The organism is Methylovulum miyakonense HT12, assembly GCF_000384075.1.
Taxonomy (GTDB): domain Bacteria; phylum Pseudomonadota; class Gammaproteobacteria; order Methylococcales; family Methylomonadaceae; genus Methylovulum; species Methylovulum miyakonense.
The window spans coordinates 1621540-1647502 of the sequence record NZ_KB913025.1 but is presented as its reverse complement, the minus strand read 5'-3'; the positions used below and the strand labels follow the sequence as shown (position 1 = coordinate 1647502).

Genomic DNA, 25963 nt, shown 5'->3' with positions numbered 1-25963 from the left:
TCATTTGACCCAAAACAGCAGATACATCCACGCCAAATAGGCCGACCATTTTAAGGTGGGGTATGCCGCCAATGCGCATCGGGCATAAAAAAGGGCGCGTTTCTTTTTGCCTTCCGCCTGTAATCCCACGCCTATCACTTTGTATAGATAAGACAAGCTGATGCGTGCGTACTTTAACGCCAGCGGGTGGCTGCAAACCATCAATAAATGTTGGTAAACGTTAGCTTCCAATAAGCATTTGTCCTGTTGCGCCAGGCCGTTTGACACGGAAAGGCCTAAACGTTTGGCCGGCGCATTATGGACGGCGCATATGTCCGGCCTGAACAATATGGTGTCCGCCGCATCGCAAATGCGCACAAACAGGTCGATGTCTTCCGCGTAACAGGTTTGCTCCCAAAACCCGCCTATGTTGTCCAGCAAGGCCTTGCTGGCAATCGTGATGTTCAGATGGGCATAATCCGGATAAAACAATATTTGTTTATGTGACACCCTATAGACCCCGGCATCGGAAAGTTTTTGCCCGGGTGTTAATGAGCACCGGACATTAGGCATCATATTCTCAACAAGGGTATTGCCTTCAGGATCTAGGATACGCATACCCGTAAAGTAGGCTTGGGCGTTATATTGCCTCATCGCCGAAACGGCGGCCTCTAAATGGTCTTCCCTGCACCAGTAATCATCATCGTCACAAAAAGCAATAAATTCGCCTTTTGCTAAAGCAATCCCCTTATTCCTGATCACTGACGCGCCAGAGCCATGGCTATCAGGGGCGTTGATTTCATGCCACTGCACCCGGCTGCCGTAGTATGGCATGAGGCGTTTTAAAATTTGGCGGTTTTCCAGGCTAGAACCGTCATCCATCACCAACACCTCATAGTGCGGGTAACTTTGCGCTTGTATGCCGTTTAGGCATATTTCCAATAATGCGCCACGGTTGCGGGTGGGTACAACAATACTGATGACAGGTTTAGAATTCATAAAAACTCTTGATTTAACCAAGAAAGCGCATCATCGACGAGTTTGTCCCTATCCTGTGAACGGGAAAAGGTGTGGTCCGCATCAGGATGGTCGAGCCGTGTCACTGTTTTGCTTGCCAACACCCGTTGCCATTGTGGGGACAAGGAAACCAATTCATCAAATTCCTTACCTATCATGCTATAACCGCTCATGAACAATAAGGTTTTGCCCGGAAAACGCGTCAAGCCTTCCCGCATTTTTTCCTGATAGGTCGGCAAATTATCAAACTCCCGTATCACCGCCGTAGGCTGCGTGCCATTGAGCTGTTTGGCATTACGCCATAACACCATCAACGAGCCGATGGCCGTAATAGGATTAAATTGCATCGTACCCAACTTCAGCCAAAAACTTTTCTGCATGACGCGCATTAAATAATAATGCCTCATATAGGCCCTGGCCTGTGTTGCCACATGACGCACCCAAGGATTTTGCATAATCAAGGCTGACACACGGGGATCCCGCCAAGCGTACATCATCACGGCGGAAGCGGCATTACACTCGGCCCAGAGGACGACGTTTTCCAGGCCAGGCACCAATTCCATGAGCTTATCAATTGCCGTTTTGATATCGTCATTGATGCCTTCAAAGCCGACAAACTCCCCTGCGCTATCACCAAAGCCACGGTAGTCAAAACGCAACACAGGATAACCTTCGCCAGCAAGGCGGCGGCTCCATAAAATGATTTGCCTTGCACATCCGACCCGATATTGCGGGCCACCCGCCACCACCACCACCACTCCGGTTTTCTTGGCGTGTTCTGGCTGATGGAAAATGCCTATTTGGGCGGCCTCTTCACAAAGGATGGTTAAGGGGATTTCTTCTGCTTTCATGTGGAAATACTGACTCAACGGAATATGGCGGTTGTCTTATCCAACAAATCGGGGGTCAATCCCCGTTCATATAATTGCCAGAACGCAACCCCGGTAAAAGGATGCACGGCGACTGGGGAACCTAGTTGCCGCCACTTGCTTAACACTTTTTGGCTAGCCATGCCCGGCTCGGTTTGCCCATCCATTAATGCTTCAAACCAATCCACCTTAAGCGTCTCCGGGAGCCGCCCAATATCCATTAGGCTTTTGCTGTCAATGGCCAAGGCCAATTGCGGGTTGATTTCATAGCCCGCAACTTCCAGGTTCTGGCCCTGTTGTAACTGCTCACGCATCTGCTGGGTCGTTTCCCTAGCCCCCCCCCTATCCATCAACATGGCCAGCCGTATCCTGAAGAATTGGTTCAACAACACCTTGCCCTCAAGGACGGGTTGCCATAACAACAAGCGCGTATAGCGGCCGGGATTTTCTTCGGCCATTTCAGCCGCCAGGATAGCACCGAGCCGTAAACCCCAAAGGCCTATATGTTGGTAACCTTGGCGGGACAGCCATGCACAGGCCGTTTCGGCATCTTGCCGCCATTGCTCCCAGCGCGTTTCACCGAAATCCCCTTCGCTATCGCCAGTGCCATAATAATCGAGCAACAAACAGCCGACACCAAGTTCCGCAAGCATTCTCGCCTGCATCGCAACCATCACCCGGCAACGGTTAAGCTCTTCACCAAATGACGGCAAAAAAACCAGAACTTCAGCCTGTTCGTCTTTAGGGGGCACAAACAGGCAAAACAGCTTGCCTTGAGTCCCCTGCAAAAAAAAGGGGGCCAGCTGAACCGCGAGGTAACTAGGGCTCATACCTTAGACTCAACAAATGCGGTGAGGCTACCAAAAGTGGAAAATAAGTCGGCACTAATTTCGTCATCTTCAATCACGCAACCCACATTTTCTTCAATAGCCGTTATGATGTTCACAACCCCCATCGAATCCAGCTCAGGCAAGGCTCCCAATAAGGGAGTATCCGCATTGAAACTATCCACAACATCACCTAATTGAAGATGTTGCCGTAGGATATTTTTTACCAGTTTTTCGATTGCCATGATGTTTTACTCAAGTGTCAAATTCATTGTTATTTTTAATTTATCGTAATAGGCCGTACAACTGCAAGCTTTTCCAATTGCGCAGGCCGTCACTACAGGCGGTTTTTATTGGGGTTTGGCCGGTTGGGAAACCTGCTCTTTCAGCAAAATGACAATAGCGACCAGATGCCAAGGCAAATCCAGATATGGCAAACTTAAAAAAGCGCCGCCAGATAAGTAGGCAAGGATGCTCAGCCTAAGCATTTTTGCCAAATCAGATATCCATTGGGCGCTTTGATTATTTTTACAAAGTTTGACGATTTGTGAGCAATATAGCCAAGCCAAATAAAATATTAGCAGGAACAGGAACAAGCCTATCCAACCATGTTCGCCCAAGACATGAAAGTAAATGCTGTGGGCCACATACGCAGGCATCGACTCTTGAAAGCCTTCCAAGTATTGCAGGTAAGTGTATTTTGTCCACAATAGGAACCCGCCGCCAAACAAATTATGGTTGGCCACATTGAAAGCGAGCGTCCAAGCGCGGATCCGCCCCAATGCCGATTCGTCATGATCATAAGTATCAATGGTATTCATCCTTTGATACCAGGATTCAGGAAGGAACGCCGCCAATAATGCGACAAAAACAACCAATGCCAAAGCCACAGGTATTTTTTTATTGCTTTGCAACCAGAAATACCCGCCTACGGCACTGATGGCCAAAAAAGCCCCCCTGGATTGCGAACCTATCGCGGCAAAGACCATGGTCACAATACACAACGACATCAATTGTTTTTGCCAATTTTTGTCAAGTTGGTTACGCATATAGGCCATTAATGGCGTCACCATCAATTCGGCAACCGCTAAGGCATTATTTTCTTCTATAAATGACTCCGGAGGGCCATAAACCCGATAGCCGCCACCACTGGCTATGGTAAATATTCCGCCTTTAACCCCAAAATAGCCTATGGACAGGATAATCACCCAAAGCAATTGATGGATACGCTCTTTGTTATTGAACATGATGAGCGTCAAGATGATAGGGATTTGAATCTTGAGCACCCTAAAATAATAATCCCCCGCAAGTTCGCTGTTGAAAGCAAATAAGGTTGTGATGCCCATCCAAGCTATAAAAACGATAATCAACACGACCAGCTTATCTTTCGGCAAAGTTTTCCGTTCTTTGGAGAACAAATAAGCGACACTGGTCAAAAGGCCGATTATGTAAGATAAAGGGAGGTTATACGCAAAGCCAAAACATAAGCGATGGGGGTTCATATAGCCCAGCCATGACCAGACCAGAATTCCTATATGGGGCCTCTTTAGCGTATAGCAGGCACCGACAAAAAATAATAATGTGACTAAAATATCCCTCATAGGTTTACTTTTGCCAATGTCCTGATTTTACTAACAACTCCTTAAGTTTTTGCTTGGGATAATTTTTCGCATAGATGGCCTTGGCCATTTCCAAAGCTTCAGGGTATTTTTTTAGCTCAAACAAAAATAAACCGTAGCTGTGCTTAACCGCAAGTTCATCGGGGGCAATCCCAAGCGCTTTTTTATAAGCCGCCTCAGCTTCAGGGATATGGCGGGTTTTCTTCAGATAGGAAGCATAAAGCATATAACTGACAATATCATTGGGTGAAAAACGAAGCGCCCTTTGCAAATAACACTCGACCGGGGAATTTAAGGCATCCTTCCGTTTTTTTTCGATGTCATACTTATAAATCAATTGATAATTTATTATTGAATTTAATGCCTTATGATGATTTGGAAAAGCTTTTAACGTATAGTCGAGGTCGTCCCTGAGGTAACCCGTGTTCCCTTTGACCAACATTTGCACATCCTTGGTGAAGTGATATTCCTCAACAATCGGCAGATTGAGCGCCCTATGCTTAGCATTAGTGTAATCATAGGGGCCATAGGCCTGGTGCCCCCCATCGCAGGATTCACCAGAAAACGACACCCCAACCCAAGGGGCCGCCATTGAGTCGGCCTTAGCATTGTTAACACTGACAAAAATTAAAAAACAAAGCCAAGGTAGGCACTTAACGTAATAATTGCGCGGGATCATTGTCGGGCTCACAGAAAATAATAAGGGACTTTGTCACAACCATCCGAATTTGGCAATGACGGGACGTTGGTTTTCACAATACCCAAAAAACTGATTTTTGACCCAAAGGCCGCCAGAAATCACCGGCTATCACCGCACCCCGCCAACAAAAAACCAGTCCGGATAATGGCCAATGGCTGATCGGGTTTGATCGGCTTAACATTGATTGGCTTTTGTACAATAGACATCTTTCCTAAATAATACAGATTAAATAAACCCCAATAAGGTTAAAATGGGCAACCTTCCTGATGCCGCCCAAAAGCCATGAAAACCTATGCCCAGCTGCCCACCGACAACCCCGAAGAATTCAAACGGCTGGTCGGGCTGTCAAAGGAAAATTTCCAGCATCTCAACGGCAAGCTGTGCGCTTACATCAGCGAACAAAAAAACCTCAGCCCGCTGACACGGCGAGGCCGGAAGGACAGTAAACTGGCAGCGGAAGACCGCCTGCTACTGACACTTTATTACCTCCGCCACTATCCGACCTTGATAAACTTAGGGGCGGTCTTTGGCATCAGCGAGTCGTATTGCCATAAAGTGTATTCGCGCACTGCCAGGCAGTTGGTCAAAATTGAAAGGCTCCCCAAGCGCAAGGCGCTGTTGGAAGACCCTGCCGCCACCTTGGCCGTTGACGTGTCGGAACAGCCCATCGAACGCCCCGTCAAAGGCCAGAAAGCCTTCTACTCAGGAAAAAAAACGCCACACGGTTAAGGCCCAGTTGGTCATCTGCGCGTTGACGCTGGCCATCCTGTCCGTAGTGGTGGGCAAAGGGCGGCAACACGACTTTGCCGTCTTCAAAGGCTGCCGCCTGTTGCTGCACCCTAAAGCCAACCTGTTGGCGGATTCGGGATACCAAGGGATGCACGGCCATCACCGGAATTCGACTTTGCCTATCAAAAAGCAAAAAGGCAAGCCTCTTTCTGCCGAAGACAAAGCCCACAATAAAATCCTTTCAAAACAGCGGGTTTTCATTGAGCATGTCAACCGCCGATGCAAGATTTTCAGGATCGTCAAGGACGTTTATCGGGGAAAACACAAAAACTACTCCCTGACCTGGAATTTGGTGGCTGCATTGGTCAACTTGAGATATGCCTGTATTTAGGAAAGATGTCTAATACATGCTTGCCATTCTAAACATAAATTTTACCGGATTTTGATCCCACGGCGTAAACCTAGGCAATTGCCATAAATCCCCGCATTGGCCGGCAACGCCGGCATGTGTTGAAAAGGCCGCCAAATATTGGCTTTGTTTAACCATATCCCTATGTTCAAGCAGATAATCTTCGCCCAATTTGCCGTTAGGGTATGCAAAATAACGCAATGGGGCATCCAACAACTGTTCTAAACTTTTTTTGTTCCCGCAAACCTCTTCCCGGGCAGCTTCGCCATCCAATTTGGCTAAAATCGGATGGGTCACCGTATGCCCGCCTATTTCCATACCATGTCCATGCAATTCTATCAACTGGCTGGAGGTCAGCATTAAGTCATTAGGCAATTGCGCGACTTGCCCGCCGATAAATTGGGCATATGCCAAACGTCGCGAAGGCTCCAGATGCTTTAATTTTTTTAGGACCGCACTGGCAGCCGCGGCTTTTTGGGCAGGCGTGGCAATAGCGAATGTCCCCAAACCAATGCCGCCCAGATCGAGTGCCGTTTGGGGCATAAGCCTTACCGCTTCGACAATAGTGTCGTTCCACATACGCCCGCCGTCGAGATAGCCGGAGGCGATAAAAAATGTCGCGTTCAAACCATGCTGCTTAAGGATAGGCACGGCATTGTAAAGGTTGTCCGCATACCCATCATCAAAGGTGATGGCGACCGCCCGGGATGGCAAAGTGCCGTCCTGCAAACGCCCCAAGGCTTCATCCAGCGGCAACACATTAAAATAATCCGCCAATAATTGCATCTGCCAAGCAAAAGCCTTTTTATCCACTTCACCGGGGCGCATAAAATCAGGTTGGTCAAGTACCCGATGATAAATCAGGGTGAACAGTTTTTTTTGCCCTCCCAAACCGGAAGTAAGGGTGGCAAAGCGCTTTAACCCATTAAGTAAAAATGATTGCATGATTTAAATCCTTAAGACGCACAGCTTGAAATAATTGTTGCCATTATATGCCCAGAAAAAGTGTCAGGTGTTAATGATGGGCATGTTCCGGGTTTATGGGGAATATGGCTAAGGGCAAACTCTTTAAAACACCGGGAACAATCACATTTTGGGGCGGTGAAATTATTTGGGCTTGGATTTACGCCGCCCATTTTTCAATAGCCTTTCCCTGCATGGCGCCTATTGCATTGCAGATTACGGGGCTAGTACTCAGTCAATCTTGAATGGTCGGCATTATTTTCGTAGGGGGCGAGCGGTTGCTCGCCTGATCGCGGCGGGTTTCAGTACGGCCCCTAAAAAAGGCGGGCAACCGTCCGCCCCGGGGTTATTGACCCGACAAAAAAATCATTGGCTGAGCACTAGCCCAAAGCCAAGCTCTTTGCGTTCAATCCAAGCTATACAACGGTATCGCGGCAATGCTCCCGTCTATTTTTTCTGACAAATCCTGATAAATTGGGCTACTGGTGGAAATGTAACGGCTTTTAAACTCGCTGGCGTTCATGTGTTCAGGCAAATTAGTCGGGTCAGGCATGATGTCACGGTAATCCTTAATTTCCGAAACGGCTTTTTGCAGTTTCCGGGCTTTTTCGGGTGATGCCGTAGCGAGTTCACCAAAACGGGTGCCGGCTTTATCGGCGGCCAAGTCGACAAAACTGAAACCACTGCCCGCTTCGGCGTCACTGAGCTCTTTTTCCTCACCAACCACTTTAGAAAGTTGGCCGTTCATTGAGGCGGTAAGCGCCGCCGAACCAATAAAATGCTGCGCCAAATCATTCCTTTTATACATATAGACCGGGTAGTAGTGGCCCGCCACTGTTTTTGAGGAAAGGAACCGATGGGTCTGGTGCTTGTTGACGTAGTCGTTAATCACAAAAATCGCGATTTTGTTTTCTTCAATCGCATTGCCCAAATTTGAACGTTGATACGCCATGGCAAACAAAGGCTTTAACAAATCCGCTAGGGATAACAGCCACTTATGGTCGTGTTGGCTGACCACTTCCGCCAGTTTCTTTTGATAGCCATTAAAAACCGTGTCGTCGGAGACAGGCGTGAGCAATTGGCGGGCCTGTATCAGTGTTTCCATGTCGGAAAAATATTGCAGGGTTATTTTTTCCGGGGCTATTTTTACGGCTTTGATCTGGCGGGTGGCTAGCAGGAAGTAATTGTTCAACGATGAATGCCTGATGCCGTAATCAATAAGGTGGCTGGCCAAACTTGAAGGCAGCAACAATTTGCCCGCCTTAAATTTGGTGATGGTAGGCAATGGGTTGCCATCGACATTGCCTAAGCGCAACGTGATGTTCAGGTATTTACCGAGGGAGTTTTCCGGCAATGTGGCGGTGACGATAAACTTGAGCTTATTGTCTTTCAGGGAAATGTCGACGGCGCTTTTGCTGTAACGGTTTAACAAGTAGTTGGCGGCAAGGTTGAGGTCTTCCTTACTCAGTTCCAAGGTGCCGATCTCGTCAGGCTTAGTTTTTGAACCTTCACGGAGTATTTTTTGTGCCCGCAGCACATCTTTATGGCTTAACGACCACCCCAATTTAACATCGGGGTGGTCACTGACAGCAAACAATACAATGGCCACACACATCAAAACCAATGCGCCAAGGCAGTAAGCCGGTAAGCGTAATATGTGCTTGATCATGCCAGCGGTCAGGAAAACATCAGGGTAAAGCCCTCATCCCTTAGGTAATCGGCCTCCTGTGTCAAATCCGTATAAGTCAACGGCGATTGCGCCAACCAATCCTTAGGGAAGGCCAGCACCATTTTGCTTTTACTTAGGCTGATTTTAAACGCTGGCAGGTCATCATCATGGCGGTTACGCCGCAACAGCACGGCCAACCTTAAGATAAGGGTGATATAAGGTGCGCATTGGTTCCAAGGCGCGGGCAAATTTAAAAAACGGGAGAAGGAAAACTTGCGGCGGTGTGAGCGGATAATGGTCGCCAACAAGATTTGGTCTTGCTTGGAAAACCCCGCCAAGTCACCATTCTCAATAATGTAAGCACTGTGTTTGTGGTATTGGCTGTGGGCAATGTCTTGGCCAATTTCGTGCAGGTCGGCCGCCCAATCAATAAATTGCCGGCAATCTTCATCGCTGGCAAACGCCATTTGCGTGGTGGCGTTTTCAAGGATGTAATGGACGGTTTGTTTGATCCGTGCCGCATGCCGCTGGTCAGTATGGTAACGTTCTGCGATCAACTGCGTGGTCGCGGCGCGGATATCTTGGTCATAGATACGCCCCAATAAGTCTTGGATCAGGCCTTCCCTTAGCGCGCCGTCGGAGAGGGTCATCTGGTCAATGTTCAAACTTTTGAAAGTGGCATAAGCAATGGCAAGGCCGCCTGGAAACACCGGTAGGCGTTCAGTGTCCAGCTCCGGCAGATTGAGCTCATTGATATGCGTGCATTGGTTGAGATGGCTGACCAGCAGATCAAGCCCGGCACGGGTAATGCCGTTGTTGCTCCAATTTTTCAGCTCCAACACCCTAGCTATTGACCGTAAGCTCCCCGACGCGCCTATGGCCTCGTCCCAGTTGCCACGCTCAAATTTGGTTTCCAAAGGCTCCAATTGCTGCTGGGCAAACAGCACGGCTTTTGTGAACGCTTCTTTGGACAATTTGCCATCGGGGAAGAACCAGTTGCTGACGGAAACGCAACCCATGTGCAAGCTTTCTTTGTTGTGTGGCGTCTCGCCGCTACCAATAATGTATTCAGTGCTGCCGCCGCCAATGTCCATGACTAGCCGTAAATTGCCCTGGGCAGCCAAACTGAAGGCGACGCCTTGGTAAATCAAACGCGCCTCTTCAATGCCCGAAATGATATGGATAGGATGGTTCAACGCCTGTTCCGCTTTGACCAGAAATTGCTGGGCATTTTTGGCGGCACGCAAGGTATTGGTGCCGACGATACGGACGCTTTCAGGGGGGAAGTTGCGGATACGTTGGCCAAACCGCTCCAAACATGCCAAGGCCCGTTGCTGGGTCGCGGCATCAAGGACATTATTCTTATCCAACCCCGAAGCCAATCTGACCATTTCTTTTAGTTGGTCCAAGGTGATGAGTTTGCCATTGTTTAAGCTGCAAACAATCATGTGGAAACTGTTAGAACCGAGGTCTACAGCGGCAACAATTTCAGGTGGTTTCTTTTGCACAGGTTTTCCAGTTTTGTCTACGGGGCTTGTTAATTTCTGCTAAAATCACGCGGATTTAGCAGCCCATTTCAACGGCATTTGCCAGATACACCAGCTAATTTAACTTATTTGCCAGTTTCCGTTAAGCGTTAGTTTTATCATGTTGCCACAGGAGCAGTCCGCAGGCCAATCATTTAAAACAGTAAAATCTATTGATGAAAGCATTATCCATTCGAAATCTTAGAAAAACCTATAACAACGGCCATGAGGCCTTAAAAGGCATCGACCTGGATGTTGAAGCAGGCGATTTTTTCGCCTTGCTAGGCCCTAATGGGGCGGGCAAATCCACGGCGATAGGCATCATCAGCTCGCTGGTGAATGCCAGCAGCGGTTCGGTCAGTATTTTTGGCCACGATTTAAAAAAAGAAAGGTCCCAAGCCAAAAGTTGTATAGGCCTTGTGCCGCAAGAAATAAATTTTAACCAGTTCGATACGGTTAAAAGCATCCTGCTCAACCAGGCGGGGTATTACGGCACGCCCCGGCAGTTGGCGCTCCAACGCACGGAGCAATGCCTTAAACAAATGGATTTATGGGACAAGCGCGACACCATTTCACGGCGCTTGTCGGGCGGCATGAAACGCCGCGTAATGATTGCGCGGGCGATGGTGCATGCCCCCAAGCTGCTGATCCTTGACGAACCCACTGCGGGGGTGGATATAGAAATCCGCCGCTCCATGTGGAAAATGATGGAAGAGGTCAACCAGCAAGGCACGACCATTATCTTGACCACGCATTATTTGGAAGAAGCCGAAAGCCTATGCCGCAATATTGCGATCATTGACCAAGGGTGCATCGTCGAAAATTCGGATATGAAATCGTTGCTGGCACGGCTGAATGTCGACCATTTTGTCCTGGATTTGGCGGAACCGCTAGCGGCCGCCCCGGTTTTTGACGGTTTTAAAATCGACTTGATGGACGACAAGATCCTTGAAGTTGCAGTGCCCAAGGAAAGCGGCCTTAACGAGCTGTTCAAACAACTCAGCGGGCAGGACATCCGCGTGTTGAGCTTGAAAAATAAAACCAACCGCCTCGAACAGTTATTTATGGATTTAGTTGACGCCAAAACCACCGGGGAGGCCGCATGAACAATTGGATTCCTTTCCGCACGATCATTATCAAAGAAATTTATCGCTTTGTGCGGATTTGGCCCCAGACCTTGTTGCCGCCCGCCATCACCACCACATTGTATTTTCTGATTTTTGGCAAGCTAATGGGCGACCGCATCGGCAGCATCAACGGCTCACCCTATATGGACTATATCGTGCCCGGAGTGATTTTGATGTCGGTCATCAGCCACGCCTACGCCAATGTCGTGTCATCTTTTTATTCGACCAAATTCCAGCGCAACATTGAAGAACTCATTGTCGCGCCAGTGCCGAATTGGGTGATCTTGGCCGGCTACGTCAGTGGCGGCGTCATGCGTGGCCTGTTGGTCGGCTGCGTGGTGGGCCTGATTGCCATGCTGTTTGCCGATTTGACTATCCACAGCATATGGATCAGCGTGTCGATGGCTTTTTTGACCGCGACGTTGTTTGCCTTGGCGGGCTTTATCAACGCCGTGATGGCGGAAAGCTTTGATGACATTTCAATTATCCCTAACTTTGTCTTGACGCCATTAAGCTATCTCGGCGGCGTGTTCTATTCCGTCAATATGCTGCCGGGCATCTGGCAAACAATTTCCATGGGCAACCCGATTTTGTATATGGTCAATGCCTTCAGATACGGCTTTATCGGGGTATCAGACATTGATGTCCAGCTGTCGTTTTTAATGACGGGCGGTTTTATTGCCGTGTTGGCGATATTCAGCCTATACCTTTTATATAAAGGCACCGGCATCAAGCAGTGACGCTAAATTTCATGCTTTGATGGTGTTTTGTTTAACTTTAATACTTAGAATTTAATGGAACCATTTATCTCAGGACAACGCTGGATCAGCAACACCGAGTCAGAATTGGGATTAGGCCTGATTATTGATGTCAGCTTCAACCGTGTCACCGTACTTTATTTGGCGTCCGGTGAGCGGCGCATATATGCCCGTGATAATGCCCCCTTAACCAGGGTCATTTTTTCCGTAGGCGACACCATTGAATCGGTGGACGAAGAAAAACTGCATGTGACGCAGTTGCTTGAAAATAATGGCCTGATAACTTATGTCGGTAAAAACAGTGAGGGTATGGAAACTGCGCTTGAAGAAGTGGAGCTCAACCACCGGATCCAGTTCAACAAACCCCAAGACCGCTTGTTCATTGGCCAGATTGACCCTAACCAATGGTTTTCCTTACGCTATGAAACCTGGCAAAGGTTGCAGCAGCATCAACAATCCCCGGTCAAAGGCTTGCTGGGAAGCCGCGCATCGCTAATCCCGCATCAATTGTTCATTGCCCATGAATCCGCCAACCGCATTGCCCCAAGGATTATGCTTGCGGATGAAGTCGGTTTGGGGAAAACCATCGAAGCGGGCTTGATTTTGCATTACCGTTTGATCAACGGGCTCAGCCAGCGGGTTTTGATTATCGTCCCGGAAAGCCTGTTGCACCAATGGCTGGTGGAAATGCTTAGGCGCTTTAACCTACGCTTTAGTTTGTTTGATGAAGCTCGTTGCTTGGGCGAATTAGGCGATGACGGCATGGATGCAGACAACCTCATGGAACTCCCGCAAACACCAACCAGTAACGGCAACCCCTTTGTCAACGAACAACTGGTGCTGTGCAGCCAACAGTTTTTTGCACGCTTTCCGGCCCGGCAAAAACAAGCCCTGCAAGCTGGCTGGGATATGGTGATCGTTGATGAGGCCCATCATCTGGAATGGAACGAACAAGCCGCCAGCCCCGAATATCTGTTTGTCGAACAACTCGCAATGGCCACCCCCAGCTTAATCCTGTTGACGGCGACCCCCGAACAGCTCGGCAAAGAAAGCCATTTCGCCCGCCTAAGGTTGCTGGATCCTGACCGTTTTTACAACTTCCCTGCTTTCCTCGAAGAAGAGAAGCAATTTGAGCCCGTTGCCAATGCGGCAAAAAGCTTGTTGGCCGATAAACCCCTGGCTGACGATGATGCCAAACTGCTGGACACCTTACTTAAGGATGACCATGTAGGGAGCCTCTTGGGCAACCTCAATGACCCTGAAAAATCAGCGGCCGCCCGCGAGGCCTTGATAAAGGTGTTGCTCGACCATCACGGCACGGGCCGGATCCTGTTCCGCAATTCCAGGCAAACCGTACAAGGCTTTCCCGAACGGGAGCGCCATGGCTACGCCTTAAACGGGCAAGAAAACTCCCTTGATTTACAACACGACCCCCGCTATCTCTGGCTAGTTGAAAAACTGACGGCTTCGGCATCCCCTTTACGCGACCAAAAAGCCCTGCTAATTTGTAAACAACCGCAAACCGCGATTGATCTTGAACTGGCCCTAAGGACCCGTGCCGGTATTGCATCGGCGGTGTTCCATGAAGGCATGTCCATTATCGAACGTGACCGCGCGGCAGCCTATTTTGCCGACCAGGAAAGTGCCGCCCGCTTGTTGATCTGTTCTGAGATAGGCAGCGAAGGCCGTAACTTCCAGTTCGTGCATCACCTGATACTTTGGGACTTGCCTACCAACCCGGATTTATTGCAACAACGCATTGGCCGTCTTGACCGGATCGGCCAACAGCATGTCATCCAGATCCACATCCCGTACTTGGAAAATACCGCGCAAGCGGTGCTGTTCCGGTGGTATGACGAAGGCATGAATGCGTTCAAGATCAATTGTTCCGCCGCACGCCCCGTCGCCGATTTGCTGCACGATGATTTGGCGGACTTATTGCGCCAACCCAACGATGCCGAAATTGACGCCTTGGTCGCCAAAACCAAAAGCCTTGGCAAGGACATTGAAGCGCAACTGCATAATGGCCGCGACCAGCTGCTGGAACTCAATTCTTACCGTAAAGAGCCCGCCGAACAATTGGTTGCACAAATAAAAGGCTACGAAAAGGAAGGTTCCTTATGGCCTTATATGGAAACCCTATTTGAATGCTATGGCGTGGATACCGAATTCCATTCGGTGGATTGCTATATCATCCGTCCAAGCGACCATCTCAGGATAGCGCATTTCCCAGGACTGGACGAAGACGGAATGACTGTCACCGTCAGCCGTAGCTCTGCGCTGGCACGTGAGGATATGCAGTTTTTGACCTGGGAACATCCTATGGTCATAGCCGCAATGGACTTGGTTTTGTCCAGCGAAACAGGCAATGCGGTGGTGAGCGTAGTCAAACACCGCACTTTAAGGCCCGGACAATTTTTGCTGGAATGCCTGTTTATCGTTGAATGCAGCGCGCCCGCCGGACTGCAAATCGGCCGCTTTTTACCGCACACCCCAATCAGGATATTGGTGGACCAGCACCAACAGGATTTGACGGACGTGATCGGACATCAGGAATTGCCAGATACTGGCAAGGCGTTTGACAAACATAAGATCGCCGCATTCCTGAACAGCCAGCGGGCGCCACTGGGCAAACTGTTGGGCAATGCCGAAGAGCTCGCGCGAAACAAAATGCAACAGCTGGCCGCCGACGCAAACACATTGATGCTAGAATCCATGTCAGCGGAAATCAAACGCATGGTCAGGCTAAAGGATGTCAATCCCAGCATCAGGGCTGAAGAAATTGAGCAACTAAAAGATTTGGCCATACTTGCGCACGAAAGCATCCAGGCCGCACAACTCAGATTGGACGCCGTTAGGTTTGTGATTGCCAGTTGACAAAAAGGCTAGGCAGTGGGGGTTGGCGGGCTTTGGGTTTTAGCACCCAACCCCCTCAAGCGGGCGTGATCCGGACAGCGCCGGAGCCTGAAATGTACTCGGAGCCACCGCACGGAGGGTAGCTGCGTTTGGGCGCTAAGCTATTCGCCCTTACGGGGAACCAAATCAATATCGTGAATGGTTTCCTCACCAATGGTCTTTGTAAAAATGTAGTAGCCAGGGGCGTTTACAATCATGGCCGCGGTGGTATCTGAAATGTCCAGGTGATAACTTCCCATCGCGTCAGTCGCGGTGGTTTTGTCACCAATAGTCACCGTGGCGGAAGAGATGGGGTTGCCGGTTGGTTTGTCTCGGACAACCCCTTTAATTGGGATTGAAGAACATCCCGTTATCAACGTCAGCATTGCAAATAAAGCAACAGTTGTGGTTATTTTTCTCACAGCGATTTTCCTTTTATTAGGACAGGTCTTTACGGTTTGTTAAACACAAACCTCATTAAATTCGGTATGGCCGCACAAATCAGGCGGAAGCTTCTTCCTTCACGCTGTAATGGCTTTCTATATACCGTTGCACAATCTCCTGAAACTCTTCTGCTATCCGATCGCCTTTTAAAGTCACGGTTTTTTCGCCGTCTTCATAAACAGGTGCGACGGGCGTTTCGCCTGTCCCTGGCAAACTGATGCCGATATTGGCGCTCTTGCTTTCACCTGGGCCATTAACCACACAGCCCATCACCGCCACCTCCATCGTCTCGACACCTGGGTATTGGGTACGCCAGACGGGCATTTGGTCACGCAAATAGCCTTGGATATCCATGGCCAGTTTTTGGAAATAATCGCTGGTCGTCCGGCCGCAACCCGGACAGGATATGACCATGGGCGTAAACGAGCGGAAGCCCATGGTTTGTAAGATTTCTTGCCCGACGATAACTTCTTGGGTTCTGGAAGTCCCGGGTTCTGGAGTCAGCGAAATACGGATGGTGTCGCCTATACCCTGTTGCATCAGCACGGAAAGGGCGGCAGCCGAAGAGACGATGCCTTTGGAACCCATTCCCGCCTCAGTCAAACCCAGATGCAGGGCATAATCGCAGCGGCTGGACAAATCCTGATAGATTGAAATCAACTCTTGGACGTTACTGATTTTACAGGACAGGATAATTTTATTTTTGCCCAAACCCAATTCTTCGGCCTTCGCCGCACTTTCCAAAGCGGACAGGACAATGGCCCTGCGGGTAATCGCGGCAAGCGGCTCAGGGTTAGCTAAGCCCCTATTCTCATCCAGCAAACGTGTCAGTACCGCTTGATCAAGGCTGCCCCCATTGACGCCAATCCTGACAGGTTTGTCATATTGGCAGGCAAATTCAATCATTTGCTGGAATTGGGGATCGCGGCTGCGTCCACGGCCTACGTTACCGGGATTAATACGGTATTTATCCAATGCCTGGGCGCAATCTGGAAATTTTTCCAGCAATTTATGCCCGTTGAAATGGAAATCACCAACGATGGGGACTGAATATCCTTTTTTGTCTAATTGCTCACGGATCGGGGCCACCGCTTTAGCAGCCTCTTCGGTATTGACGGTAATCCGGACTAATTCAGAACCTGCGGTTGATAATTCGATAATTTGGTTAACCGTAGAATTAATATCTGCCGTATCAGTGTTCGTCATCGACTGCACGACAATCGGGGCACCGCCACCGACCTTGACATTGCCGACCAAAACTTGATGGGTAATTTTTCTTAAGCTCATTGACATACGCTAAATCTTCTTAGGAAATTAGTAGGATTAGCAAAATTATACGCGATAGCGGCAGTTGAGGCGATGCACTTAACAGCATCATAGCCAATTGCCTATATTTTTATTGCCACCCGTTATTTTTGGACGGGGGCGGGAACCGCTTGCGGGACAGGGACTGGAGCTGTTGCAGGGGATTCCATGGCTTTAACGGGCGCTGTCTTAGCTTCTTTTTCTGCTTTTTCGCGACGGTTCCCTTCCCCCCACAACGTCAAGGAAATCATCACCAGCACAGTGGTGATCACCACCACAAGAAACCGATCGGGTTTACTTAGAAAAAATAAAGGCCACTTGGGTTTGATCATTCCAATAATAAAGAAAAGGATTGTCCACAAGGCCAAGTCAAAAGCGGCTGTTATCATTATATTTACCTGTTAAGCTTTGGTTGAAAGAAGTACAGTATTACCTGTGTTAAATTTTTTGCAACACAGCGGCCGCAATGCCGTTATTTTAATCGTTACTCTGGCAATGTTCAGAATGATTTGTCATTCCGGGCCTATAATTTATTGCATCACGCTGGATCATCTGGCGCATCTGCGCCAATCGCCCGCAAGGGCATTTAATTATCAACAATCGGAGGCGTTATGAGTGGTTTTGGTATTTTTGTCTTAGTGTTGTTTATATTTGCCATTTTGCTCGTCCTGATGAGCGTCATATCCGTCCCCCAGGGCACGGAATACACTGTGGAACGGTTTGGAAAATACACCAACACGTTAACGCCAGGGTTAAATATCATCTTCCCGGTCATTGACCGTGTCGGCAGAAAAATGATCATGATGGAACAGGTAATGGACGTGCCTTCACAGGAAGTCATTACCAAAGATAACGCAATGGTCACCGTAGATGGCGTGGTTTTTTATCAGGTGATGGACGCCGCGAAAGCGGCCTACGAAGTAAGTAAGCTAGACTGGGCAATTTTGAATTTAGTGATGACCAATATCCGGACCGTCATGGGTTCTATGGATTTGGACGAGTTATTGTCGCGCCGTGACGACATTAACGCCCGCCTATTGACGGTTGTTGACGACGCGACTACGCCTTGGGGCATTAAAGTCACCCGTATAGAAATCAAGGACATTGCCCCACCGAAAGACTTGGTCGAGGCGATGGGGCGCCAAATGAAGGCTGAACGCCTAAAACGCGCATCAATCCTTGAAGCGGAAGGCTTAAGGCAATCAGAAATCCTACGCGCAGAAGGCGCGCAGCAAGCCGCTATCCTTGATGCGGAAGGCCGTAAGGAAGCCGCTTACCGTGACGCAGATGCACGGGAACGTTTGGCTCAGGCAGAAGCAAGGGCGACCCTCATGGTTTCAGAAGCCATTAGCAAAGGCGACATCAACGCCATCAACTATTTTGTTGCACAAAAATACATAGAAGCGTTAAAAGAGATAGGCGTAGCCACTAATAGTAAGCTGATTTTTATGCCATTGGACTCTTCCAGTGTCATCGGTGCATTGGGTGGGATCGGCGAATTGGCAAAAGAAGCCTTGAACAAAAGCCCCCAAGCTGGTGAATAATATGGAAAATATTATCTTTGTTTTTTGGTATTGGTGGATACTGGCAATTATTTTTCTAGTTATTGAAATGCTAGTGTCAGGCTTTTTCTTCTTATGGATGTCCGCATCTGCGTTGGCCACAGGCATCCTAGTTTGGCTCATCCCTTCATTCACCATAGAGGTGCAATTTTTTGTTTTTTCCTTATTGTCGATTATCGCCATAGCAAGCTGGAAAATATTCGCCAAGAAAAACATGATTGCATCAGACAAACCTTTGCTCAATAAACGCGGCGCCCAATATGTCGGCCGGGTTTTTGAGCTTTACGAGGCGGTCGAAAACGGCCGGGGCAAGATCAAGGTTGACGATTCCATCTGGAAGGTGTGTGGCGAGGACTGCGGCATCGGCACCAAAGTGAAGGTGGTGGCGGTGGACGGCACCGTTTTCCGGGTCGCCCCGGTTGGCGGAAAGGGCCCGCAGGCCGGCGCCGGCCTATGACGGCTTTGCCGCCCAGGGCCCGGGGCAGAAACGGCGGGCAAAAAAAAGCCCGCCCCCGGTTGAGGGGGCGGGCTTCCTGGGTTGGGCGCTTGGCGATTCCCTACTTTCGCATGGCAAACCGCCACACTATCATCGGCGCTAAGCGGTTTCACTTCCGAGTTCGGGATGGGGTCGGGTGGTTCACGCTCGCTATGGTCACCAAGCAATTCGGTGTGCCCGGCGCTCGCCGGGCGGTGCGCGCCCCCTCCCGGGGGCGCGCGCGGAAACCTGTAAAGTCCATGTGTCGCCCGGGGCGGCGTCAGCCGCCCCGGGCCTTGGCCTGGCCACCAGGCCGATTGGGTGTTATAGGGTCAAGCCTCACGGGCAATTAGTACACGTTAGCTGCACGCATTGCTGCGCTTCCACACCGTGCCTATCAACGTCGTAGTCTCCGACGGCCCTTCAGGGGGCTCATGGCCCCGGGGAGGTCTCATCTTGGGAGGGGCTTCCCGCTTAGATGCTTTCAGCGGTTATCCTGTCCGCACATAGCTACCGGGCAATGCCATTGGCATGACAACCCGAACACCAGCGGTGCGTCCACTCCGGTCCTCTCGTACTAGGAGCAGCTTCCCTCAAACCTCCAACGCCCACGGCAGATAGGGACCGAACTGTCTCACGACGTTCTGAACCCAGCTCGCGTACCACTTTAAATGGCGAACAGCCATACCCTTGGGACCTGCTTCAGCCCCAGGATGTGATGAGCCGACATCGAGGTGCCAAACACCGCCGTCGATATGAACTCTTGGGCGGTATCAGCCTGTTATCCCCGGAGTACCTTTTATCCGTTGAGCGATGGCCCTTCCATACAGAACCACCGGATCACTATGACCTACTTTCGTACCTGCTCGACTTGTCCGTCTCGCAGTCAAGCACCCTTATGCCATTGCACTCATCGCCTGATTTCCGACCAGGCTGAGGGTACCTTCGTGCTCCTCCGTTACTCTTTGGGAGGAGACCGCCCCAGTCAAACTACCCACCAGACACTGTCCCCAGCCCAGATAATGGGCCCAGGTTAGAACTCCGAACAAACCAGGGTGGTATTTCAAGGTCGGCTCCACNGGCGCTGGCGCGCCCGCTTCGATGCCTCCCACCTATCCTACACAAATCGGTTCAAAGTCCAGTGTCAAGCTATAGTAAAGGTTCACGGGGTCTTTCCGTCTAGCCGCGGGTACACTGCATCTTCACAGCGATTTCAATTTCACTGAGTCTCGGCTGGAGACAGTGTGGCCATCGTTACGCCATTCGTGCAGGTCGGAACTTACCCGACAAGGAATTTCGCTACCTTAGGACCGTTATAGTTACGGCCGCCGTTTACCGGGGCTTCGATCAAGAGCTTCGCTTGCGCTGACCCCATCAATTAACCTTCCGGCACCGGGCAGGCGTCACACCCTATACTTCCTCTTTCGAGTTTGCAGAGTGCTATGTTTTTGCTAAACAGTCGCAGCCACCAATTTTTTGCAACCTTGTCCGGCTCCACCCGCGGGGGGCTTCACCTACTTAAGGCATACCTTATCCCGAAGTTACGGTATCATTTTGCCTAGTTCCTTCAGCCGAGTTCTCTCAAGCGCCTTAGAATTCTCATCCCACCCACCTGTGTCGGTTTACGGTACGGCCACCCGTGGCCTGAAGCTTAGAGGTTTTTCTTGGAAGCATGGCATCCATCACTTCGCCCGCAAGCGGGCCCGTCATCACGCCTCAGGATAGGGTTCCCCGGATTTGCCTAAGGAACCTCCCTACACGCTTAAACCGGCACTTCCAACCGCCGGCTGATGTAGCCTTCTCCGTCACCCCGTCGCAGCCACGGCCGGTACGGGAATATTAACCCGTTTTCCATCGACTACGCCTTTCGGCCTCGCCTTAGGTACCGACTCACCCTGCGTCGATTAGCGTTGCGCAGGAAACCTTGGGTTTTCGGCGAGGGGGTTTTTCACCCCCTTTATCGTTACTCATGTCAGCATTCGCACTTCCGATACCTCCAGCCAACTTCCCAGTTGACCTTCGCAGGCGTACGGAACGCTCCTCTACCGCCACACCAAAAGTGTGACCCGTAGCTTCGGTACTAGGCTTAGCCCCGGTAAATCTTCCGCGCAGGCCGACTCGACCAGTGAGCTATTACGCTTTCTTTAAAGGATGGCTGCTTCTAAGCCAACCTCCTGGCTGTCTGTGCCTTCCCACATCGTTTCCCACTGAGCCTAGATTTTGGGACCTTAGCTGACGGTCTGGGCTGTGTCCCTTTTCACGACGGACCTTATCACCCGCCGTGTGTCTCCCGCACTTGCACTTGTTGGTATTCGGAGTTTGCATCGGGTTGGTAAACCTAGACGGCCCCCTAGCCGAAACAGTGCTCTACCCCCAACAGTGATATGCGAGGCGCTACCTAAATAGCTTTCGAGGAGAACCAGCTATCTCCGAGCTTGATTAGCCTTTCACTCCGATCCACAACTCATCCCCGTATTTTTCAACAGACGTGGGTTCGGCCCTCCAGTCAGTATTACCTGACCTTCAGCCTGGTCATGGATAGATCGCCCGGTTTCGGGTCTAATCCCAGCGACTGAACGCCCTGTTCAGACTCGCTTTCGCTACGCCTCCCCTATTCGGTTAAGCTTGCCACTGAGATTAACTCGCTGACCCATTATACAAAAGGTACGCAGTCACCGGACAAAGCCGGCTCCCACTGCTTGTACGCATACGGTTTCAGGGTCTATTTCACTCCGCTCTCCGCGGTTCTTTTCGCCTTTCCCTCACGGTACTGGTTCACTATCGGTCAGTCAGGAGTATTTAGCCTTGGAGGATGGTCCCCCCATGTTCAGACAAGGTTTCACGTGCCTCGCCTTACTCGTTTTCACTGGCACAGGTTTTCGTGTACGGGGCTATCACCCTGTGTCGCCGGACTTTCCAGACCGTTCCACTAACACTGTGCCAACTTAAGGGCTGTTCCCCGTTCGCTCGCCGCTACTAAGGGAATCTCGGTTGATTTCTTTTCCTCCGGGTACTTAGATGTTTCAGTTCTCCGGGTTCGCTTCAGGCAGCTATGTATTCACTGCAAGATACCCTTGCGGGTGGGTTTCCCCATTCGGAAATCCGCGGATCAAAGTTTGTTTGCAAACTCCCCGCGGCTTATCGCATGCTACAACGTCCTTCATCGCCTCTGACTGCCTAGGCATCCACCGTATGCGCTTATTCACTTGACTCTATAACCCCAATCGGCCTGCCCCGCGCCCCGGCTCGCGCCGGCGCACGGGCGTCCTGTCGGGGCCTTGTGGCCACTTGACGCTTACATGTCGCTAGGATGCGCGCCGCGCCCGGCTCGCCGGCCGCGCTCGCGCATCGTTCCAATCTTTCGATTGCTTTACAGATTTCCGCATTGTTAAAGAGCTATTGATTGTGCATCAATTCTATAGGGCCTCGGCCCCGCGACGGGGAAAAAACCTATAGAATTGGCGCCCATGCCCGGATGCCCGGGCCTTCCCGCCTGGCCTTGCGGCCGCGTCCTGGATGGTGGAGCCAAGGAGGATCGAACTCCTGACCTCCTGCGTGCAAGGCAGGCGCTCTCCCAGCTGAGCTATGGCCCCAGGTCTGTACCAAGTCCCCGGCCCGTCCGCGCCGTTTCGCAGGGGCGCCGCGCCGCCGGGATGGCCGGCGCCGGGCGGCCGCTCCAAAAGTGGTGGGCCTGGGAGGATTTGAACCTCCGACCTCACCCTTATCAGGGGTGCGCTCTAACCAACTGAGCTACAGGCCCGGGCTCGTGTGGTGGTGGCCGAAACAATGTGTTGTGGGCGCTCGCGGCGCGTTTGCGTCTTTGTAAGGAGGTGATCCAGCCCCAGGTTCCCCTAGGGCTACCTTGTTACGACTTCACCCCAGTCACGAACCACAAAGTGGCAAGCGCCCCCCCGAAGGTTAGACTACCTGCTTCTTTTGCAGCCCGCTCCCATGGTGTGACGGGCGGTGTGTACAAGGCCCGGGAACGTATTCACCGCGGCATTCTGATCCGCGATTACTAGCGATTCCGACTTCACGGGGTCGAGTTGCAGACCCCGATCCGGACTAGGACCGGCTTTGTGGGATTGGCTTACCCTTGCGGGTTCGCAGCCCTCTGTACCGGCCATTGTAGCACGTGTGTAGCCCTACCCATAAGGGCCATGATGACTTGACGTCGTCCCCACCTTCCTCCGGTTTATCACCGGCAGTCTCCCTAGAGTTCCCGGCATGACCCGCTGGCAACTAAGGATAAGGGTTGCGCTCGTTACGGGACTTAACCCAACATCTCACGACACGAGCTGACGACAGCCATGCAGCACCTGTCTCAGTGTTCCCGAAGGCACTAAGGCATCTCTGCCGAATCCACTGGATGTCAAGGGTAGGTAAGGTTCTTCGCGTTGCATCGAATTAAACCACATGCTCCACCGCTTGTGCGGGCCCCCGTCAATTCATTTGAGTTTTAACCTTGCGGCCGTACTCCCCAGGCGGCCGACTTATCGCGTTAGCTGCGCCACTTACCCCATAATTGGGGCCAACGGCTAGTCGGCATCGTTTACGGCGTGGACTACCAGGGTATCTAATCCTGTTTGCTACCCACGCTTTCGTACCTCAGCGTCAGTTTTGGGCCAGTAAGTCGCCTTCGCCACTGGTGTTCCTTCAGATCTCTACGCATTTCACCGCTACACCTGAAATTCCACTTACCTCTCCCAAACTCTAGCCCGCCAGTTTCAAATGCCGTTCCCAGGTTGAGCCCGGGGCTTTCACATCTGACTTGACGGGCCGCCTACGCACGCTTTACGCCCAGTAATTCCGATTAACGCTTGCACCCTCCGTATTACCGCGGCTGCTGGCACGGAGTTAGCCGGTGCTTTTTCTATGGGTAATGTCAGTCTGCCGGGTGTTCGCCGGCAGGGGTTCCTCCCCATTAAAAGTGCTTTACAACCCTCAGGCCTTCTTCACACACGCGGTATTGCTGGATCAGGCTTGCGCCCATTGTCCAATATTCCCCACTGCTGCCTCCCGTAGGAGTCTGGGCCGTGTCTCAGTCCCAGTGTGGCTGATCATCCTCTCAGACCAGCTATGGATCGTCGCCTTGGTAGGCCTTTACCCCACCAACTAGCTAATCCAACATAGGCCCATCCCATAGCGCGAGGCCCGAAGGTCCCCCGCTTTCCCCCTTGGGGCGTATGCGGTATTAGCGTGGGTTTCCCCACGTTGTCCCCCACTACGGGGCAGGTTCCTATGCGTTACTCACCCGTCCGCCGCTCTCGCCCGAAGGCTACTCGCCCGACTTGCATGTGTTAAGCATACCGCCAGCGTTCAATCTGAGCCATGATCAAACTCTTCAGTTTCAATCAGTTTTGCCGCTTAATGAGACAAGCGGCCAATCTTGGCCCGGCAAAACGCCCAGCGCAATCTTCGATTGGCGCGTGGCCTTGTGCCGGTTGTTTGCATACACAAACCGCCGCCGCAAGCGCCCACACACATTGTTTCGGTCCACCTTGTTAAAGAGCGTTGGCGCTTCACGCCAGCTGAGTCGGACTATTATACAGATCCAAAACAACCTGTCAAACTTTTTTTTCAGCCCCGGGAACCTTGCCCCGGGGCGGCACGGCCAAAACCCGCCGCCGCGCCGGGCGGCCTCCGCCGCCCCGAACTTCCCGCTTACCGTGAAGAGCCGACTATTATACCCAGAATAATCCATCCGTCAAACAGTTTCTGAATTTATTTTAAATATACCTACCCAGCTAACAAGAACCATATTGCAACTTATTGTTTATAATAAATTATACCAATGCGCTTATTTTTATCTTAGCGAATTTACGCTTGCCCACCTGATAGACGTGTTCAGTATTGATAGCAATCTCAAGCTTAGCATCAGAGACTTTTTCACCATCTATTTTCACTGCGCCTTGGTTTATCATGCGTATCGCTTCGGAGGTACTTGCCGTTAAGCCTGCATCCCTTAATATATTGCTGATGGCATAGCCATCACCAGCAACCGTCAATTCCATTTTTTCTATATCATCAGGTATCGCACCACGCTGGAACCTTGCCTCAAAGTTTTCCAACGCCTTAACGGCGGCGGCCTCATTATGGAACCTAGTAATGATTTCTTGCGCTAATTTGACTTTATAATTGCGCGGGTTTGCCCCTTCCTTGCATTCTTGCGCCCATTGGTTGATTTCCGCCATAGGCCGGAAACTGAGCAACTCAAAATAACGCCACATCAATTCGTCGGAGATGGACATGAGCTTGCCGAACATATCGTCCGCCGTATCGGCAATACCGACATAGTTGTTTAAGGATTTGGACATTTTTTGGACGCCGTCCAGGCCTTCGAGAATCGGCATGGTGAGGATGATTTGCGGTTTTTGCCCGTAAATTTCCTGCAAATGCCGCCCCATCAACAAATTGAATTTTTGGTCAGTGCCGCCCAATTCGACATCGGCTTTCATCGCCACCGAATCATAACCTTGAATCAAAGGGTACAAAAATTCATGGATGGCAATCGGCTGGCCACCTTTAAAACGTTTGCTGAAATCATCACGTTCCAACATCCGTGCCACGGTATGCTTGGCGGCCAATTGGATCAGTTCCGCTGGCGACATGGCGTTCATCCACGTCGAGTTGAACATCACCTGCGTCTTGTCAGGGTCGAGGATTTTGAAAATCTGCTCCTGGTAAGTTTGGGCATTGGCCAACACGGCTTCGCGGGTCAATGGCTTACGGGTGACATTTTTGCCGGTCGGATCACCTATCATGCCCGTAAAGTCACCAATCAAAAACAAAACCTCATGGCCCAAATCTTGGAATTGCTTGAGCTTGTTGATCAGCACCGTGTGCCCTAAGTGCAAATCCGGCGCAGTCGGGTCAAAACCCGCCTTAATCCTTAACGGCCTGCCTTCTTCCAGTTTTTTGACCAGTTCCGCTTCCACCAGAACTTCGTCCGCCCCTCTTAAAATTGTCGCCAATACATCCGCTTGCACAATTATTCTCCAAACTTATCTTAAAAAAATGTCGGCATTATAAAGTCATAAAACCCTATCCAGCCAGAAACCTTATCGCCACCAAAATCCGATGCTTGCCG

20 protein-coding genes, 2 tRNA genes and 3 rRNA genes are annotated in these 25963 nt (G+C 50.7%); 7 read left to right on the top strand and 18 right to left on the bottom strand.

What is annotated here, in order from left to right; genetic code table 11:
* The 6 genes from METMI_RS0108675 to METMI_RS25405 all read right to left on the bottom strand — a co-directional run bounded on the left by METMI_RS0108675 (position 1) and on the right by METMI_RS25405 (position 4903).
* Complete coding sequence (locus METMI_RS0108675) at positions 1–978, bottom strand: glycosyltransferase family 2 protein (protein ID WP_019865889.1); 978 nt, start codon at positions 976–978, stop codon at positions 1–3.
* A complete protein-coding gene (locus METMI_RS0108670) occupies positions 975–1847 on the bottom strand; it encodes a hydrolase 1, exosortase A system-associated (RefSeq protein WP_019865888.1) in 873 nt (290 codons plus the stop codon). The genes METMI_RS0108675 and METMI_RS0108670 overlap by 4 nt, the downstream gene beginning before the upstream one ends.
* A 14-nt stretch (positions 1848–1861) precedes the next feature.
* Complete coding sequence (locus METMI_RS23505) at positions 1862–2695, bottom strand: hydrolase 2, exosortase A system-associated (RefSeq protein WP_019865887.1); 834 nt, start codon at positions 2693–2695, stop codon at positions 1862–1864.
* Positions 2692–2937, bottom strand: coding sequence for an acyl carrier protein (locus tag METMI_RS0108660; RefSeq protein ID WP_019865886.1), 246 nt, complete (start codon positions 2935–2937; stop codon positions 2692–2694). Before METMI_RS0108660 ends, METMI_RS23505 begins: the two co-directional genes overlap by 4 nt.
* Positions 2938–3042: 105 nt before the next feature.
* Positions 3043–4293 (bottom strand): putative O-glycosylation ligase, exosortase A system-associated, encoded by a 1251-nt coding sequence (locus METMI_RS23500; protein WP_051102317.1) that lies wholly within the window; start codon positions 4291–4293, stop codon positions 3043–3045.
* Positions 4294–4297: 4 nt separating this feature from the next.
* Positions 4298–4903: a hypothetical protein gene (locus tag METMI_RS25405; RefSeq protein WP_019865884.1), complete on the bottom strand. Its 606-nt coding sequence runs from the start codon at positions 4901–4903 to the stop codon at positions 4298–4300.
* Positions 4904–5293: 390 nt separating this feature from the next.
* On the opposite strand from METMI_RS25405, the gene METMI_RS27815 reads away from it, so the two are divergent.
* Positions 5294–5740, top strand: coding sequence for a transposase family protein (locus METMI_RS27815; protein WP_019864420.1), 447 nt, complete (start codon positions 5294–5296; stop codon positions 5738–5740).
* Positions 5741–5747: 7 nt separating this feature from the next.
* Positions 5748–6131 (top strand): IS5/IS1182 family transposase, encoded by a 384-nt coding sequence (locus METMI_RS27810; RefSeq protein WP_019864421.1) that lies wholly within the window; start codon positions 5748–5750, stop codon positions 6129–6131.
* Positions 6132–6140: 9 nt separating this feature from the next.
* On the opposite strand, the gene METMI_RS0108635 is transcribed toward METMI_RS27810, so the two are convergent.
* The 3 genes from METMI_RS0108635 to ppx form a co-directional block, all read right to left on the bottom strand.
* Positions 6141–7094 (bottom strand): polysaccharide deacetylase family protein, encoded by a 954-nt coding sequence (locus tag METMI_RS0108635; protein WP_019865882.1) that lies wholly within the window; start codon positions 7092–7094, stop codon positions 6141–6143.
* 424 nt (positions 7095–7518) lie between these two features.
* On the bottom strand, positions 7519–8781 hold the full coding sequence (locus tag METMI_RS0108630; RefSeq protein WP_019865881.1) for a hypothetical protein: 1263 nt from the start codon (positions 8779–8781) through the stop codon (positions 7519–7521).
* An 8-nt stretch (positions 8782–8789) separates the two neighbouring features.
* Positions 8790–10289 (bottom strand): exopolyphosphatase, encoded by a 1500-nt coding sequence (gene ppx / locus METMI_RS0108625; protein ID WP_019865880.1) that lies wholly within the window; start codon positions 10287–10289, stop codon positions 8790–8792.
* Positions 10290–10483: 194 nt separating this feature from the next.
* Here ppx and METMI_RS0108620 point away from each other — a divergent pair, with 194 nt between their 5' ends.
* From METMI_RS0108620 to rapA, 3 genes are read left to right on the top strand one after another with little or no spacing between them, the layout of a single operon-like run.
* Positions 10484–11413 carry an ABC transporter ATP-binding protein gene (locus tag METMI_RS0108620; protein WP_019865879.1) on the top strand — a complete coding sequence of 310 codons (930 nt, stop codon included), beginning with the start codon at positions 10484–10486 and terminating at the stop codon, positions 11411–11413.
* Complete coding sequence (locus METMI_RS0108615) at positions 11410–12174, top strand: ABC transporter permease (protein WP_019865878.1); 765 nt, start codon at positions 11410–11412, stop codon at positions 12172–12174. Before METMI_RS0108620 ends, METMI_RS0108615 begins: the two co-directional genes overlap by 4 nt.
* Before the next feature lie 54 nt (positions 12175–12228).
* Complete coding sequence (gene rapA / locus METMI_RS0108610; protein WP_019865877.1) at positions 12229–15069, top strand: RNA polymerase-associated protein RapA; 2841 nt, start codon at positions 12229–12231, stop codon at positions 15067–15069.
* Between the two features lie 140 nt (positions 15070–15209).
* Here rapA and METMI_RS0108605 read toward each other — a convergent pair whose 3' ends face one another.
* The 3 genes from METMI_RS0108605 to METMI_RS0108595 form a co-directional block, all read right to left on the bottom strand.
* Positions 15210–15509, bottom strand: coding sequence for a carboxypeptidase regulatory-like domain-containing protein (locus tag METMI_RS0108605; protein ID WP_019865876.1), 300 nt, complete (start codon positions 15507–15509; stop codon positions 15210–15212).
* A 79-nt stretch (positions 15510–15588) separates the two neighbouring features.
* Positions 15589–16824 carry a flavodoxin-dependent (E)-4-hydroxy-3-methylbut-2-enyl-diphosphate synthase gene (gene ispG / locus METMI_RS0108600; RefSeq protein ID WP_029151564.1) on the bottom strand — a complete coding sequence of 412 codons (1236 nt, stop codon included), beginning with the start codon at positions 16822–16824 and terminating at the stop codon, positions 15589–15591.
* Positions 16825–16940: 116 nt separating this feature from the next.
* Positions 16941–17225 (bottom strand): hypothetical protein, encoded by a 285-nt coding sequence (locus tag METMI_RS0108595; protein ID WP_019865874.1) that lies wholly within the window; start codon positions 17223–17225, stop codon positions 16941–16943.
* A gap of 222 nt (positions 17226–17447) precedes the next feature.
* Between METMI_RS0108595 and METMI_RS0108590 the strand changes: the two genes are divergently transcribed.
* Positions 17448–18380: an SPFH domain-containing protein gene (locus METMI_RS0108590; protein WP_019865873.1), complete on the top strand. Its 933-nt coding sequence runs from the start codon at positions 17448–17450 to the stop codon at positions 18378–18380.
* 1 nt (position 18381) lies between these two features.
* Positions 18382–18855, top strand: a complete 474-nt coding sequence (locus METMI_RS0108585; protein WP_019865872.1) for an NfeD family protein — start codon at positions 18382–18384, stop codon at positions 18853–18855.
* Between the two features lie 87 nt (positions 18856–18942).
* On the opposite strand, the gene rrf is transcribed toward METMI_RS0108585, so the two are convergent.
* The 6 genes from rrf to tyrS all read right to left on the bottom strand — a co-directional run bounded on the left by rrf (position 18943) and on the right by tyrS (position 25862).
* Positions 18943–19058: ribosomal RNA gene (rrf, locus tag METMI_RS0108580) — 5S ribosomal RNA — on the bottom strand.
* A gap of 143 nt (positions 19059–19201) precedes the next feature.
* Positions 19202–22085: ribosomal RNA gene (locus METMI_RS0108575) — 23S ribosomal RNA — on the bottom strand.
* 305 nt (positions 22086–22390) lie between these two features.
* Positions 22391–22466, bottom strand: a tRNA-Ala gene (locus tag METMI_RS0108570).
* Positions 22467–22556: 90 nt separating this feature from the next.
* Positions 22557–22633: transfer RNA gene (locus METMI_RS0108565), tRNA-Ile, on the bottom strand.
* Between the two features lie 63 nt (positions 22634–22696).
* Positions 22697–24224 (bottom strand): 16S ribosomal RNA (locus METMI_RS23485).
* The 16S, 23S and 5S rRNA genes sit together here with 2 tRNA genes alongside, the layout of an rRNA operon.
* 435 nt (positions 24225–24659) lie before the next feature.
* Positions 24660–25862 (bottom strand): tyrosine--tRNA ligase, encoded by a 1203-nt coding sequence (gene tyrS / locus METMI_RS0108550; RefSeq protein ID WP_019865871.1) that lies wholly within the window; start codon positions 25860–25862, stop codon positions 24660–24662.
* Positions 25863–25963: the final 101 nt, after the last annotated feature.

Bases quoted from the DNA above. Each gene is read 5' to 3' on its own strand.
- ispG (WP_029151564.1), bottom strand. From the start codon at position 16,824: ATGTCAATGAGCTTAAGAAAAATTACCCATCAAGTTTTGGTCGGCAAT.
- METMI_RS25405 (WP_019865884.1), bottom strand. From the start codon at position 4,903: ATGGCGGCCCCTTGGGTTGGGGTGTCGTTTTCTGGTGAATCCTGCGAT.
- METMI_RS0108675 (WP_019865889.1), bottom strand. From the start codon at position 978: ATGAATTCTAAACCTGTCATCAGTATTGTTGTACCCACCCGCAACCGT.
- METMI_RS27815 (WP_019864420.1), top strand. From the start codon at position 5,294: ATGAAAACCTATGCCCAGCTGCCCACCGACAACCCCGAAGAATTCAAA.
- METMI_RS0108620 (WP_019865879.1), top strand. From the start codon at position 10,484: ATGAAAGCATTATCCATTCGAAATCTTAGAAAAACCTATAACAACGGC.
- METMI_RS0108630 (WP_019865881.1), bottom strand. From the start codon at position 8,781: ATGATCAAGCACATATTACGCTTACCGGCTTACTGCCTTGGCGCATTG.
- METMI_RS0108615 (WP_019865878.1), top strand. From the start codon at position 11,410: ATGAACAATTGGATTCCTTTCCGCACGATCATTATCAAAGAAATTTAT.
- rapA (WP_019865877.1), top strand. From the start codon at position 12,229: ATGGAACCATTTATCTCAGGACAACGCTGGATCAGCAACACCGAGTCA.
- METMI_RS0108635 (WP_019865882.1), bottom strand. From the start codon at position 7,094: ATGCAATCATTTTTACTTAATGGGTTAAAGCGCTTTGCCACCCTTACT.
- METMI_RS0108670 (WP_019865888.1), bottom strand. From the start codon at position 1,847: ATGAAAGCAGAAGAAATCCCCTTAACCATCCTTTGTGAAGAGGCCGCC.
- METMI_RS0108660 (WP_019865886.1), bottom strand. From the start codon at position 2,937: ATGGCAATCGAAAAACTGGTAAAAAATATCCTACGGCAACATCTTCAA.
- METMI_RS0108590 (WP_019865873.1), top strand. From the start codon at position 17,448: ATGAGTGGTTTTGGTATTTTTGTCTTAGTGTTGTTTATATTTGCCATT.
- METMI_RS0108585 (WP_019865872.1), top strand. From the start codon at position 18,382: ATGGAAAATATTATCTTTGTTTTTTGGTATTGGTGGATACTGGCAATT.
- METMI_RS23500 (WP_051102317.1), bottom strand. From the start codon at position 4,293: ATGAGGGATATTTTAGTCACATTATTATTTTTTGTCGGTGCCTGCTAT.
- METMI_RS23505 (WP_019865887.1), bottom strand. From the start codon at position 2,695: ATGAGCCCTAGTTACCTCGCGGTTCAGCTGGCCCCCTTTTTTTTGCAG.
- METMI_RS0108595 (WP_019865874.1), bottom strand. From the start codon at position 17,225: ATGATAACAGCCGCTTTTGACTTGGCCTTGTGGACAATCCTTTTCTTT.